At 39.9% G+C, this 14,444-nt stretch carries 11 protein-coding genes, 1 tRNA gene and 1 pseudogene; 12 read left to right on the top strand and 1 reads right to left on the bottom strand.

The window, feature by feature from the left end:
• On the bottom strand, window positions 1-615 hold a 615-nt coding region (locus LHW48_09745), incomplete at its 3' end, for a caspase family protein (GenBank protein MCB5260732.1).
• 311 nt (window positions 616-926) lie between these two features.
• On the opposite strand from LHW48_09745, the gene LHW48_09740 reads away from it, so the two are divergent.
• From LHW48_09740 to LHW48_09685, 12 genes and pseudogenes are all read left to right on the top strand, one after another.
• Window positions 927-1,640, top strand: a complete 714-nt coding sequence (locus LHW48_09740; GenBank protein MCB5260731.1) for a class I SAM-dependent methyltransferase — start codon at window positions 927-929, stop codon at window positions 1,638-1,640.
• A gap of 14 nt (window positions 1,641-1,654) precedes the next feature.
• Entirely contained in the window at window positions 1,655-2,914 is a 1,260-nt protein-coding gene (gene rho / locus LHW48_09735) for a transcription termination factor Rho (GenBank protein MCB5260730.1), read from the top strand.
• Window positions 2,914-4,116, top strand: coding sequence for a U32 family peptidase (locus tag LHW48_09730; protein ID MCB5260729.1), 1,203 nt, complete (start codon window positions 2,914-2,916; stop codon window positions 4,114-4,116). The genes rho and LHW48_09730 overlap by 1 nt, the downstream gene beginning before the upstream one ends.
• Entirely contained in the window at window positions 4,104-5,243 is a 1,140-nt protein-coding gene (locus LHW48_09725) for an SPOR domain-containing protein (protein MCB5260728.1), read from the top strand. Before LHW48_09730 ends, LHW48_09725 begins: the two co-directional genes overlap by 13 nt.
• On the top strand, window positions 5,244-7,874 hold the full coding sequence (gene mutS / locus LHW48_09720; GenBank protein ID MCB5260727.1) for a DNA mismatch repair protein MutS: 2,631 nt from the start codon (window positions 5,244-5,246) through the stop codon (window positions 7,872-7,874).
• A complete protein-coding gene (locus LHW48_09715) occupies window positions 7,871-9,571 on the top strand; it encodes a SurA N-terminal domain-containing protein (protein MCB5260726.1) in 1,701 nt (566 codons plus the stop codon). The genes mutS and LHW48_09715 overlap by 4 nt, the downstream gene beginning before the upstream one ends.
• Window positions 9,568-10,011 (top strand): nucleoside deaminase, encoded by a 444-nt coding sequence (locus LHW48_09710; GenBank protein MCB5260725.1) that lies wholly within the window; start codon window positions 9,568-9,570, stop codon window positions 10,009-10,011. Before LHW48_09715 ends, LHW48_09710 begins: the two co-directional genes overlap by 4 nt.
• Window positions 10,012-10,021: 10 nt before the next feature.
• Window positions 10,022-10,111, top strand: a tRNA-Ser gene (locus tag LHW48_09705).
• Between the two features lie 15 nt (window positions 10,112-10,126).
• On the top strand, window positions 10,127-11,086 hold the full coding sequence (locus tag LHW48_09700) for a phosphotransferase (protein MCB5260724.1): 960 nt from the start codon (window positions 10,127-10,129) through the stop codon (window positions 11,084-11,086).
• A gap of 435 nt (window positions 11,087-11,521) precedes the next feature.
• Window positions 11,522-11,878: pseudogene (locus LHW48_09695) on the top strand (carboxypeptidase-like regulatory domain-containing protein).
• Window positions 11,858-13,798, top strand: coding sequence for a von Willebrand factor type A domain-containing protein (locus LHW48_09690; GenBank protein ID MCB5260723.1), 1,941 nt, complete (start codon window positions 11,858-11,860; stop codon window positions 13,796-13,798). The pseudogene LHW48_09695 and the gene LHW48_09690 overlap by 21 nt, the downstream one beginning before the upstream one ends.
• Window positions 13,799-13,900: 102 nt before the next feature.
• Window positions 13,901-14,248, top strand: a complete 348-nt coding sequence (locus LHW48_09685; GenBank protein ID MCB5260722.1) for a DUF3795 domain-containing protein — start codon at window positions 13,901-13,903, stop codon at window positions 14,246-14,248.
• Window positions 14,249-14,444: the final 196 nt, after the last annotated feature.

The following is a 14,444-nucleotide window of genomic DNA, read 5'->3' as shown; positions in this document are numbered from 1 at the left end:
TGGAAAATCGTACATATCTGAAGTTATTTTCGTAAAAAGCGTATAAGTAAATATGCTATAGCGTTCACCTTGTGCGGTAAGATCTTTACCTAAGGTAGATGCCATGGCAAAGCCCTGATTGTTGCCTAAATTCTCAATGGCTTCCAAGCCTTTGTTCTTGGGGCATAATTTCTTGAAAAAGGATCGTTTTTGACTGCGGTTTTCTAAAAACACAAACGAATAGGATGCCTTCCTAAGCTTAGATAAAACATCTTCAATGCTTATCAGTTTTTCATTTGAAGCCTTGGCACCTTTTTCACTTAAGGGAATCAGAAAGTTTTTACCAGAGATCTGTTTTGTGTAACCGGTATAATAAAAAACTGCCACATCAGATGTAGTGAGTGATTTAACAAAATTCTCAATGGCTTGATTCATAGCGCTATAATCCAGATCTGCAAGCTGAGTAACATCGTAATTTATAGCTTTTAAGGCATCAGTAGCTAATTTTGCATCATTGAGGCTGGTAGGAATACCCTCATCTTGATAATCTTTATTACCAATCACCAATGCTTTTCTCTGAGCAAAGGAACTTAAGCTAAGCATTATAAGCAGTATCAACAGGCAATACTTTTTCATGATCTCTCCTGATATGTTTTAAAACAGTTTGGCTATGCTCTGATTATACGTCAAGTGTTTTGTGTTCTGGCTATATAACTCCTATGCTGTACTTCTATATAGAAACATGTTAATGCTAACATAATTTTACACCGCTAAAATAGCATAATCAACAAAATCGCTTGGGCGAAACGATTTATCTTGACTAAAAATCAATAGCTGAAAAAGATAGTACGTATTCAATAACACAGCAAATGCACAGCTATTATGTATAGGTAAATGGCAACTCATTTTTTTGCCAATCCACAAAAATCACAAGCGAGGTTAAAGCCGTGAAAGACGTATTCCAAAATCTGAACCGAATTGATGGTGGAGTAGTATTGGACGCAGCAACGGGTCGTGGTGAATTCATCCATCTGCTTAAACAGTATCTTAGAAGCTATACTCAGATCATTGGAGTAGATTATTCTGAAAAGAGCGTAGATTATGCTCAGAAATTGTTTCCAGAGAACAATGTGGAGATTTACCGCATGAATTTGGAAAAGCTTCCGTTTGAGGATGGCCATTTTGATACTGTATGCACTTCAAATTCTCTACATCACTTTGAGAATCTGGATATTGTCTTAACGGAAATGATGAGGGTTCTAAAACCAGAAGGGACTTTTATTCTTACCGAAATGTATGCCGATGGAAAACAAAGCCAACCTCAACTTACTCATGTGAAAATGCATCATTGGGTAGCAAAGGTGGATAGCTTAAGCGGTATATATCATGATAGCACTTTTACAAAAGAAGCTCTCATCCAAATTGCCAAGGGTTTAAAACTTAAACAGATGAAAATCGAGGAGTTTTATCCTGAAGTTGATGATCCCAAAGATTATAAAACATCGGCAGGTCTAATAAAAAACTGTCAGGATACAATTAGAAGATTGGAACAATTGGGAGACTATCCCGAACTTATTTTGGAAGGTAAAGAACTTATTGCCCGCATCAATGAAATTGGTTTTGCAAGCGCATCAAGAATACTCATTATAGGACATAAATAAAAAGGAGATAAATAATGCTCATAGAAGACGATCTGTTTAATATGACTCAAGCCCAGCTTACCAAGTTGGCTAAGAAGATATCAATACCCGGATACTCTCAATATAAAGGCTCTGACCTCATATTTAAGATATTTGAGTTTCAAGCCGCTCAAGAGGGCTTAGCATTCGTTACTGGATGCTTAGAAATTATGGATGATGGTTTTGGCTTTTTAAGATTTCCCAACAATAGCTATTTACCCGGAAAAGATGACGTATATGTTTCACTTACTCAAATCCGCAGGTTTGGACTCCAAAACGGACACATGGTTTCCGGTCCTGTGCGTTCTCCCAAAGAAGGCGAGAAATATTATGCTCTTTTAAGGGTAGAAGCAGTGAACTATATGTCTCCATCTAGTTTACAAGATATGCGTACATTTGACGAACTGACGCCCTACTACCCAACAGAACGGTTGAATTTAGAATTTGATCCGCAAAACTATAGCACCAGGATCATTAATCTGTTTACGCCAGTTGGGAAGGGACAGCGAGGCTTAATTGTTGCAGCTCCTCGAACCGGTAAAACTACACTATTGCAAGATATTGCGAATGCTATATTAAGCAACCATCCCGAAGTGTATCTCATCGTACTATTGGTTGATGAGCGTCCCGAAGAAGTAACTGAAATGAAGAAAGTGTTAAAACCTGGAAACAGTGAAGTTATCTCGTCCACATTCGATGAATCCCCCAAAAATCACACAAACGTGGCAGAAATCATTTTGGAAAAATCTAAGCGAATGATTGAATTGGGTCAGGATGTTGTGATTGTTTTAGATAGCATCACTCGTTTGGCCAGAGCTTACAACAACATCACTCCCTCCAGCGGTAAGGTGCTCTCTGGAGGCATAGATGCTAATGGTTTAATTAAACCCAAGAAATTTTTTGGCTCCGCCCGTAACACTGAGGAAGCTGGAAGCCTAACCATAATTGCAACAGCGTTGATAGATACCGGATCAAAAATGGATCAAGTGATTTTTGAAGAATTTAAAGGTACCGGAAACATGGAATTGGTTTTGGACCGCAGTATTTCCGATATGCGCTTGTATCCCGCTATAGATCTGGTTAAATCTGGTACTCGCCGAGAAGAACTACTCCTTAGTAAAAGCGAAATCAATCGAATGTATGTATTACGCAAATATCTAAAAACAATTAGCCCAATTCAAGGTATTGAGACCCTCAGAAAACAAATGAAGGCTTCTCAATCAAACGAAGATATGTTAAACTCGATGAGCAATTGATGGAACTCACAGTCCCAGGTGGCGATCTCAATAAGATAAAAACTGCCATCAACTACGGCGCAGATGCTGTTTATTGCGGATACAAGCTATTTGGTTTGCGAGCTACAGCAAATAATCTCGACAAAGATGAATTGCTACAGGCAATAGCATACGCACACAGTCATAAAGTTAAGCTTTATCTTACATTAAATGCCTATATGCGCAATGCGGACTATCCCGCCCTAAGAGAATTTTTGCTGTGGCTAAAAAACACGGGAATCGATGCGGTAATAGTCTCTGATCCGGGAGTTTTCAATCTGGTTCAAGAACTCACTGCAATTCCTATACATATTAGCACTCAAGCCAATGTATGCTCGGTTGCGGCTGCGATGTTCTGGCATCAACAAGGAGCAAAACGCATTGTTGCCGCCAGAGAGATGAGTTTTGTAGAGCTTCTGGAGCTAAAAAATGCGTTACCAGATTTGGAAATAGAATGTTTCATTCATGGCGCCATGTGCGTAGCGTACTCTGGAAGATGCTTGCTGAGTGCTTACCTTAACCAGCGTAGCGCAAACAGCGGAGCTTGCACTCAAGTTTGCAGATGGAACTGGGCATTAACTGAAGAATCGCGACCGGGAGAGTTTTTGCCTATCGAAGAAGATCAATATGGATCTTATATTCTTAGCTCCAAAGATCTTTGCTTATTGGATAAAATATCACTATTTGCCCGGCATGGGATTGATGCAGGGAAAATTGAAGGACGCATGAAAAGCGAGTACTATGTAGCTCAGTTAACTCGAATATACCGTTCTGCACTTGATATTTCGCCAGAAGATAAAGCTGCCATCAAATTCCTTTACAATGAGCTGGAAAAAGTCTCGCATCGCCCATACTGGCAAGGTTTTTATGGCTTTCCAGATGCAGATGCCGGCATAGTGGAAAAAAGCGATAAGAAAGCATATTACACAAATTGCGAGTATTGTGGAAAAATAATTGCACATGAAAATGATGAATTAGTAGTAGATACTGTTGCTAAAATATCAGTTGCAGATACTATTGAAATTATCTTCGCTCAGTTCAAAAACGACATAAGAATTCAGGTTAGTAAGATATATGATGAAGAAAACAATGAAGTTCCTTGTACTAAACCAAATGCCAGGTTTCGCATTCCATTCAAAACCGCTAATTTAACAGGGGGATTGATTCGAAAATGCCTAGACTGATCCCTGTATTGGTTTTGATTGCTTTCAGCTTAAGCTTAAACGCTCAAGTACGCAAGGATTTTAAGCATTTGGAAAGCTTATTTTCCGAAGGGAATCTCTCCGAAGCACGGCAATCGATAACAAAACTAAAGCCCAACAAAGATGACGAACATGCCTTAGTAAAATATTACGAGGCAATTCTAAATAAGAATAACGCCGATGCTCTTAGTTTACTTACATCCTGTGCAGAAAAATACTCTAAAACTCATTATGGTCAGTTAGCGATGTTGGAGGCTGCGAAAATTCATATTTTGGAACGTGATATGAATAAGGCGAAAACTCTGCTGCGTCGAATTACATCCCCGGATATTGTTGAAAGATTCTATTGGACGGCAGTTGTATTCTATTGGCTGGATGATTTTTCTACAGCAATTGCCAATGCCGAGAATTATATCAGGCTCGATGCTTCTGGTATAGAAGTTGAAGCTGCTCAACATCTTATCTCGGATTCATATATAAAACAAAAGAAATATCAAAGCGCAATATCCAGCTTGAATAAAATAGGCCAGCTTAAAAACTATGACAAACAATACCACCTTTACAAACTGGGTTTGGCATACGAACTGAGTGGCAATTTTAAGAATGCCCAAAATTCATACCGTGAAGGTTACGAATTGAATAAATACTCCCAAGTGGCTTTCAATATTGAAGAGAGGCTTTTTGCCCTTAGAAGTAAAGCTCCAGCAATAGATTTGAGCTTTCTATATCCATACACTCCTTTGGATATACAAAGTGAATGCGAACAAGATAGCTCTCTTGTAGTTGAAAGCTTTGTGGCAAAAACCGGTACCGATATCTCCGAGATCAAACTTCCAGAGATAGATAGCTCGCAACCAATTAAGCTAATCGCTAAACCCATCAATGGTAACTTCTTGCAAGCAGGAAGATTCTCGATAGAAACAAACGCTGAAAGGCTTTGCAAAACCATCAGAGCGATGAAAATCCCTTCCTCATATTATGAAGATAATACATCGGAACAAATCACTTGGGTAGTTTTGGCAGGACCTTTCACAAGCCGTGAATATACAGATCACGCTCGGGTATTGCTTAACAACGTTGATATTAATAGCTTTGTAGTTCAATACTAAATGGATAAAAGCAAACTCACCCCCATGTTGCGCCAATACTTTGAGGTCAAAGAAGCTCACCCCGATAAGCTTGTCCTCTTCCGGATGGGAGATTTTTACGAAACTTTCTTTGAGGATGCCGCTACTGCCTCAAAAGTGTTAAACATTACTCTCACCACTCGCAATAAGAATGATGACGATCCTGTGCCATTAGCCGGCTTTCCCTATCATGCTTTGGATAACTATCTGGATAAATTGATTAAAAGTGGACTAAAGGTTGCTATCTGCGAACAAACTGAGGATCCCAAAAAAGCAATAGGCTTGGTTAAACGAGAAGTTACTGAGATTATTACTCCAGGTGCAGTGCTGGATCAGAATCTTCTTGATGGAAATGCTAACGTTTTCTTAAGTACACTATATCGTCACCCCAAGCAAAAGATCTGTGGATTAGCCCATTTGGATTTATCGACAGGAGAATTCTTGTTTACCGAACTACCACATACAGAATTAGCCAATGAAATTCATAGATTAAGGCCAGCAGAAATTCTTGTTGATGGTTCCATGAACGAGGCTTATGTGAAAAGCTTGAAACTCGAATATGAACCGACCATCAGCATATTTGATAGCTGGCAATTCCAACCAGCAGAAGCAAAAGCTTTATTAAAAAAACACTTTGGTGTAAGCAGCCTTGAACCTTATGGTGCACATAATCGTCCAGCAGGCGCAACGGCTGCGGGAGCCACAATAGCCTATATTAAAAGCCTTTATCAAGTACCATTGACACATATCACTACCCTCCGATATTACTCTCTTGCCCAATACATGCAATTAGATGAGATCAGCCGGAGAAATCTGGAACTCATTCGTAGTATCCGCTACGGCAATCGCCACGGCAGTTTGTTGAGTATCATAGATTTAAGCCAAACTCCAATGGGCAGCAGATTATTGCAGCAATGGCTATTGCACCCGCTTATAGATATTGATGGTATTCTAAAACGCCAAGGTATGATTACGGCTTTTTTGCAGCAAACAGCTTACTTAAAAGATATTCGCACCTCTTTAAAAGAAATTGGAGATATCTCTCGCATTGTTTCCCGCTTGGGTTCTCTGAGGATAAATCCCCGAGAATTGTTGGCATTACGAAGCTATCTTATAAGTGCTCGTAACCTTAAGGATATACTTTTGTTGTTTAAACAGCCCTTATTTGAAATCTGGACAGATACCTTGGATACTTTTTCGGATATCGATTCCTTAATAGAGAATGCCATCGATGAGAAACCGCCTGCTACCATAACCGAAGGAGGCATATTCAAAAAGTCTTATCAACAAGATCTTGATGAATTGATGGACTTGGTGCATGATGGAAAAGGTTGGATTGCCAGATTAGAGGATGACGAGAAAAAGAAAACCGGTATACCGAGCTTGAAAGTGGGATACAATCGTGTTTTTGGTTATTATATTGAAGTAACTGCAACCCATAAAGATAAGGTTCCGGATTATTACATCCCCAAACAGACATTAGTTAATTCTCAACGTTATATTTCCCCTCGCCTCAAGGAATTTGAAGCTAAGGTTCTTTCCAGTGAAGAAAAGATTAAGAGCCTTGAATATGAACTTTATAAAGAGCTTCGGTGCGAACTGGCAACACATTTGCCTCGTTTACAACAACTAAGTGATGTTATTGCAGAGATTGATGTTTATAGCTCTTTAGCTTTTTTAGCATGGCAAAACAGATACTCATGCCCCGAATTTACTCAAAACAGAGATTTACAGATAGAGGACGGTCGCCATCCGGTCATCGAAAAATTGATGGGCGTAGCAGAATTTATACCCAACGATACGCGCTTAGACTATCCTGACACTTGTATTGCCCTGATAACCGGACCCAACATGGCGGGCAAATCTACCTATTTAAGGCAGGTAGGCCTTTTAGTAATTATGGCTCAAATGGGAAGTTATGTACCTGCCAAACAGATGAAACTGCCCATTTTTGACCGCGTATTCACCAGAGTTGGAGCATCTGATAATCTCGCGCAAGGACAAAGTACGTTCTTGGTAGAAATGATTGAGACTGCAAATATCATCAATTCCGCCACTACTGAATCTCTTATCCTGCTAGATGAAATTGGTAGAGGAACATCCACTTTTGATGGGCTTAGTTTGGCTTGGGCTATTATTGAGCATATTCAAAAGCATATCAAAGCCCTTACCCTATTTGCTACTCATTACCACGAGCTAACTGAATTAGAGAATATCTACCCCGATATTAAAAACTATAATGTAGCAGTTAAGCTTTACAATGAACAGATGATCTTCATTCGAAAAATAGAGCGAGGCGGAGCAGATCAGAGTTATGGAATCCAAGTTGCCAGATTAGCTGGAATCCCAAACAAGGTAATTCGCCGCGCTCATGAAATTTTAAAGAATTTAGAAGAACACGAAATTAGCGCTCAGGGACTTACTGCCAGTTTACGTAAAAAACTAGCAGATAGCAGTCCTCAAATTGAAATCTTTGAAGTAATGATCGATAAAGCGAAGAAAAACGAAGATATTTTAGATAAACTTCGTGAATTAGATTTGGAGGCAACCAGTCCAATTGCTGCCTGGACAATACTTTCCGAGCTTCAAAAGGTTATTTTGGGAGAATCATGAAAAACTATCTAATATTCATATTAATAATTCTTGCTCTTTCTGCTTGTTCTGGACCGCGCGGTGATGCAGCAGGTATAATCAATTCCGAACGCATTTCATATTCGGATTTTATCCGCTCATACCAAGGTCATACTGCAAATTTTCAAGTTACCAATGGGCGTATGCCCAACGCCGAAGAAAAGAATGCGATTTTCAATGAGACATGGCGTAACATTATTACTCATGTAATCTTGAAAGACGCTTTTGAGAAGTATCAAGTATCTGTAACCGAGCAAGAAGTAATTGATACTTTGCTTGTTTCTATCCCATCCTATTTAAAGAACAGTCCTTCCTTAATGATCAATGGCAAGTTTAACCACGAATTATACTACCAATCCGTGCGTTACGATAGCCCCTTTAATATGAGTCCGGTTCGGCGTAATTATTACGAGTATTATGTTCCGGTTCAGAAACTTAAAGAAAAGCTGATCGACGAACAACTCAACAATGGTAGAAACACAAAACAAATTACCGAGATTGCCGTAAGTAAGGCAGATTTTGATCTGATCGTATTTGATCCCTTGGCTATGGAACCGGTTATTAGCGATACCGAAATTGAATCCTATTACAACAGAAATCTCGAACAGTTTGTTATGGATCCAATTTATAGCATAGAGTACATCAGCTTACCTGTTTCACCAAATGAAATTGATCAACAATATACCGAAGCGGTTACCGATACAATTCATACTCAAGTAATTGCCGGAAAGAGTTTTGAAACAATTATCAATGAAAAACAGGAGCAAATTCCGGGGCTAAGCTTATCCGAACCAGGATTTGTAAAAATTGAAAACATAGATCCCGATACATTACCCATATTAGAACGCCTTCAGGATAACTCATTCAGTCGCCCCATCCCTATTGGTAGTGGCTTTGCAATATATCAAAAGCTTCAACGCAGCAAGTCTATGCTTAGTTACAGAGCACTTCAAATACCTCCAATCATCTCACCTTCAACAGTCAACGCCTATTACGCTCAAGCTAGAGGTGCCATGAATTTAGCCCAAGAAACAAGTATGAGCGTTGCCGCATCCGAGCTTGAGCTTAAACTTGCCCAGCATAATAACCTAAGCGTTAAAGACTTATGGTATACCGATAAGTTAGTTGTAGATTACGTTGTCTCCAATTTGATGACCCACAAAAAGGGCGATATACTTGAACCCACATATTCGAACATTACCGGTAATTGGCTAATTATTAGACTTAGCGAAAACCAAGTGAACCGAGTACATCCCTTAGCTGAAGTTAAACACCAAATAACACCAATTTTAATAGCTTCTCGTCAGCAAATGCTTGCTCAACAAATGGCGCTGCAATGGCTACAAGAAAACCCATCTCTAAATCCCGATCCAGAACGAGATCGCTTTGAAAGCTACAGTCAAGCTGGCATTGATAGTAAATACGCAAAAAAAGAGCTGGATCTCATCTACCTAAATGCCATGCAACGATATTTGCAAAAACAAAAACCACAAGTAGATAGGCTGGATGATCTATTTGTAATTCTTATCCCCAAAGCATATTATCCTTCAAACAGCAACGAAATCGATAGAAGCTTATTAAAAGGCATTTATACAAGACAATTGCCTGAAAACTGGTTTGAAACCTGGGTTAAAGAAAAAGAACAAAAAGCCCGCATACGGATTTTTGTTACTCCATGATTGACGAATACTTCATGAAAGAAGCTCTGCAGCAGGCAAAACTCGCTGCCCAGGAAGATGAAATACCCGTAGGAGCATGCCTGGTAAAGGGTTCTCAAATCCTTATAAGTGAACACAATCGGACAAAGCAAAACCACAACCCCCTTCACCATGCCGAGAAACTAATTTTGGATAAGGCTCAAGAAATGGGGCTTAAGTTTCTGCAAGATTGCACTCTATATATTACTCTAGAACCGTGCTTGATGTGCAGTGGCATGATAATTCTCTGCCGGGTAGGAAGAATAGTGTTTGGTTGTAGTGATCCCAAAGCCGGTGCTGTTGGCTCCATTTACAACTGCCTATGGGATAAAAGCTTTAATCATCATCCCCAAATAACGCGTGGTGTTTTAGCCGCAGAATGTGCTTTCGTCTTGACAGATTTCTTCCAGAAAAAACGTTGATTTTATGCGTGGAGAGTTGCCGGAGCGGTTGAACGGGACGGTCTCGAAAACCGTTGTATCCTTACGGGTACCCAGGGTTCGAATCCCTGACTCTCCGCCATTTTAAGGAATTGATATGCAGCGTATAGATCCACAAATCGTATCCAAAGCCGCTAAACTCTTCAATCTAAATGAACCTGCCAAGTTCTATAAACGAAGCCACAATCACTCAAGCGCAGAAGTGTTTAGAACAAATACCATTGCGCTCAAGATTGGTGTGCAAAACTCTGCCAATCTGCTATTCCAGCTTGAGGAACGGATCGGATTTGCCCGATATCTACATAAGCATAGTATCTTCTCCCAAGAATTTTTACCATCCGTGAATAAAAAATATATCGAGACCATCACAAGCACCGATGCAGACTATTTCGCCTATGCTTGGAGCTGGATACCCGGAAACAATATTGAAAATTTGCATCCAAAAGAACTTAAGGCTTTCTATACCGAGTGGGCAAGGTTAATAGCAAACTGCCATGTAGCAGCACAAAACTATAATGTAGTAGGTGAGCTTAATTGGCTTGATGAATGGCAGAAAATCTACGATTGCTTACCATATCCCAGCATCAAAGTTTGCTTTGAAGATCTTAAAAGCAAACTAGAACACTACGAAAGATCAAAGGCGAATTATGGTTTTATCCACAACGATATGCACCCCAAGAATTTACTTTTCTGTGGTTCTGCTCTGCACCTAATAGATTTTGACCGAAGTTGCCGCCATTACTTTGTGCAAGATATTGCCAATGCCATATATAGCGAATACTCTCGCATAGAGTTTCATTCCAATTATCAATCTGCTTTACCGGATATGCGAGAGCTGTTTGTGCTCCCATTTCTACACTCTTACCTAGCTAATTTTCCACTTCCTACGGCAGATTTAAAAGCTCTGGAGCTTTTTCTGATGTACAGAAGCATCGTGATGTTTGGTATCTTTCACGATGAGATAAAAGCTGCAGCTCCCGCCTATTTAGAAGAATTTAGACATAACATCGATAATAATGTACCCTTCCTCCCGTATAGCATAGAAGACATATTGTAAGATACTGTCCAATATTACTATTCATCCCCCCAATGCTTGAACCTATGATTAAACGTGTTTTATCGGGAGATTCTCATGTTGCGGTAAGAGAATCACAGCTTGATCTTTGCCTGAGTATAGCTTAATCCAATCAGAAAGAAAATAGTTGGAAAGGAGGTTTGAATAATTGCGATGTCTTCATACGGAAAAAGCTTCATTTCACGGGAGATTCCTTCCCCTTTTTTCCAACGGGACATAGTCACTCGATGCAGGGGCATATAGAAAGGCAAACACAGTTCGCTTATCTCCAAAATAGAAAAAGTTTTCTTATCTTGTTACAAATCCATATTTTTGCATTGCACAGATTTTGCTTGACTTTATTTTGCAAACTGTTTGTTTAGTTGTATTCGCATATCTTAAGGAGGAATCATGAAAGCAACGCACCTGATTATTTTAATGATACTGCTGATACTGGTAGTAGCTGCGGCAAAAAGACCACCAACCGGTAGTATAAGTGGCACCATTACCGATACTAACGATAGTAATGCAATATACTGGGCAAAGGTACGGCGTAATGTAAGTAGCACTATTATTAACCCAGACAATAGCCGATTGAGTGGTCTGGAGGTAAAATGCATTTTTGATGAACGAGAATTTTCGAGCACTGTGTCGGACAAGAATGGCAGTTTTAGCCTACAGAATCTTAAACCCGGGAGATACAAAATCCAGATATCGGCTGCTTTTTATGAACCTTATACTTCTGAGGATATTCTCGTAGAAGCCGGAAAAACTGTGAAACTGAATCCCGTCCTCACAGCAATACCTTATGGCACTGCACAATCTGATACTCTTAATAAGAGTGGGATTGGAAGGCTTGCCCTTCGAGTGCGAGATTCTCATGGAAATCCCTTACAATTTGTAAATGTGAGTATCTTGAAAGATGGTGCGAGAATCACAGGTGCTCAAACCAATGAAAAAGGTATGGCGACGATTATCAACATACCTGCTGATTCCACCTATACTGTAACTTGCTCACTGATAGGTTTTATGAAATATACTGCTGAAAATGTACATATATGCGAGCATCAAACAGCATCTCTTTTCCCCATAATGCAGCCAGGAGGAATTTACACGCAGCCTGTAGAAATACAACGCGATATGGCAGGATCTTCCAAATCGATTAATACTAGCAGTTTGAGTGAATCCGCAGTATCTGATATGAATTCATATGCGAATCGTGTAATCCCCACGATCCATTTACAAGCGCAAAATTTCAACACAGAACAATATGAAGCAATTGAACCCAACATATTCCATAGTCCTCTATCAGAACCTCTATCCACTTTCTCCATCGATGTGGATACGGCTAATTACAGCAACATCCGTCGTATCATCAGGCAAGGATATCTACCGGAGCCAAGCAGTGTGAGGATAGAAGAATTGGTAAACTATTTTGCTTACGACTATCCAATGCCAGAGAACAATCATCCCTTTACCGTTTATTCCGAAATGAGCGTTTGCCCTTGGAATCAAAAGCGTAATCTGGTGCATATTGGCCTTCAGGGCAAGAAGCTTGATCTTGGTAAAGCACCCCCCAGCAACTTAGTTTTCTTGTTGGACGTTTCCGGTTCGATGGATTCGCCTAATAAGCTACCTCTATTGAAGAAATCCATGAAGTTATTGGTCAATAACCTGCGTGGTAACGACAAGGTAGCGATAGTGGTATATGCCGGAGCTGCCGGAGAAGTTTTGCCCTCTACATCCGGAAACAACAAAAAAGCAATATTCGACGCTTTGGATACACTTCACGCCGGTGGTTCTACCGCTGGTGGAGCAGGTATACAGCTTGCTTACAAGATAGCTAAAGAGAATTTGATTCCAAACGGTAACAACCGTATAATCCTGTGCACAGACGGTGATTTTAACGTGGGAGCATCTTCTCGGGCACACTTATCGGATTTGATCGAATCAAACCGTAATGAAGGCGTTTTCCTGACAGTTCTGGGCTATGGTATGGGAAATTACAAAGATAACACTCTGGAACTGCTTGCAGATAAAGGAAATGGAAATTACGCCTATATAGACGACATCAAAGAAGCAAAGAAGTTTTTGGTCAACGAAATGGTAAGCACACTGTATACTATCGCCAAGGACGTGAAATTGCAGATAGAATTCAATCCAGCGCATGTAAAAGCTTATCGCTTGATCGGCTATGAAAACAGATTGCTAAATAAAGAAGATTTTAAAGACGATACGAAAGACGCTGGTGAACTGGGCGCGGGGCATAATGTAACAGCGGTCTACGAAATCATCCCTATGAATTCAAATGAGACCATTCCGGAACTTGATGAGCTAAAATATCAGGATGTTAAGATAAGCTCCGAAGCTCAAAGATCTCCGGAAATTATGACCATTAAGTTGCGTTACAAGCTCCCCGATGGCGATGTAAGCATCCCATTTGACTTACCAGTAAAAAACGAAATTATCCCATTGGAAAATGCGTCTGAATCGTTTAAATTCTCCTCTGCGGTTATTGGCTACGGCATGATGTTACAGAATTCAGAATACAAAGAGTCTCTAACTTGGCAGATGGTGAAAGACCTGGCAAGCGCCAGTATTGGAAAAGATACAGAAGGATATAGAGCTGAGTTCCTGATCCTTGTAGATAGTGCCAGTAAACTTTGGGAAGTAAACAACCGCGAAGAAAACCGGGATTTTAACAAAGGAAACTAGTTTCCAGCATATATTAAGTCCTTTCCATAACTCCAGATTTAATTCTAAACAATTGGAAGGACTTTTTTGCTTTTCCGATACATGAAAACAATTGGAGTGAAAATGCCAAAACTAATTGCCCCCTGCGGCAACGACTGCCAAAATTGTGCAGCCTATAAAGCTACTAAAACCAAGAACCCAGTCTTATTCCAAAATATACAGGATGCCTACAAAAAGAGATTTGATAAAGTAGTGCCAATAGAAGATCTCGCCTGCGAGGGATGCCTTAACGATGGCAAACATTTGGGCTTTTGCTTTGTGTGTAAAATTCGCATCTGCGCCATCAGTAAAGGCTATGCCACTTGTGCTGAATGTGCGGACTTTCCTTGCCAGAAAGGCAGCTTCATTTGGACAGATACTTCGGTTTCGAAAGCAAATCTGGAAGCACTGCAAATAAGTAAAAAGATATAACTACCTCAATCCGAATACGATAGAACAAGCGAAACATTAATCTGGATTATGTAGTAGTTATTATCAAAAACTATTAGGCAAAAGGGGTGCCATAGAAACTCACCTTGTCTGGTCTTAAATATGCTCATGTTTCATTAATCTTCAGCCCCGCTTTGGCAAGTATTTTGCGGATGAACTAAGTCCTACCAATGATGTT

The organism is Candidatus Cloacimonadota bacterium (assembly GCA_020532355.1).
Taxonomy (GTDB): domain Bacteria; phylum Cloacimonadota; class Cloacimonadia; order Cloacimonadales; family Cloacimonadaceae; genus UBA5456.
Note: the sequence above shows the minus strand (reverse complement) of the source record. Positions and strands in the feature narration are given on the sequence as shown.

Coding starts and splice junctions, on each gene's coding strand:
- rho (MCB5260730.1), top strand. CDS start 1,655: ATGCTCATAGAAGACGATCTGTTTAATATGACTCAAGCCCAGCTTACC.
- LHW48_09730 (MCB5260729.1), top strand. CDS start 2,914: ATGGAACTCACAGTCCCAGGTGGCGATCTCAATAAGATAAAAACTGCC.
- LHW48_09725 (MCB5260728.1), top strand. CDS start 4,104: ATGCCTAGACTGATCCCTGTATTGGTTTTGATTGCTTTCAGCTTAAGC.
- mutS (MCB5260727.1), top strand. CDS start 5,244: ATGGATAAAAGCAAACTCACCCCCATGTTGCGCCAATACTTTGAGGTC.
- LHW48_09715 (MCB5260726.1), top strand. CDS start 7,871: ATGAAAAACTATCTAATATTCATATTAATAATTCTTGCTCTTTCTGCT.
- LHW48_09710 (MCB5260725.1), top strand. CDS start 9,568: ATGATTGACGAATACTTCATGAAAGAAGCTCTGCAGCAGGCAAAACTC.
- LHW48_09700 (MCB5260724.1), top strand. CDS start 10,127: ATGCAGCGTATAGATCCACAAATCGTATCCAAAGCCGCTAAACTCTTC.
- LHW48_09685 (MCB5260722.1), top strand. CDS start 13,901: ATGCCAAAACTAATTGCCCCCTGCGGCAACGACTGCCAAAATTGTGCA.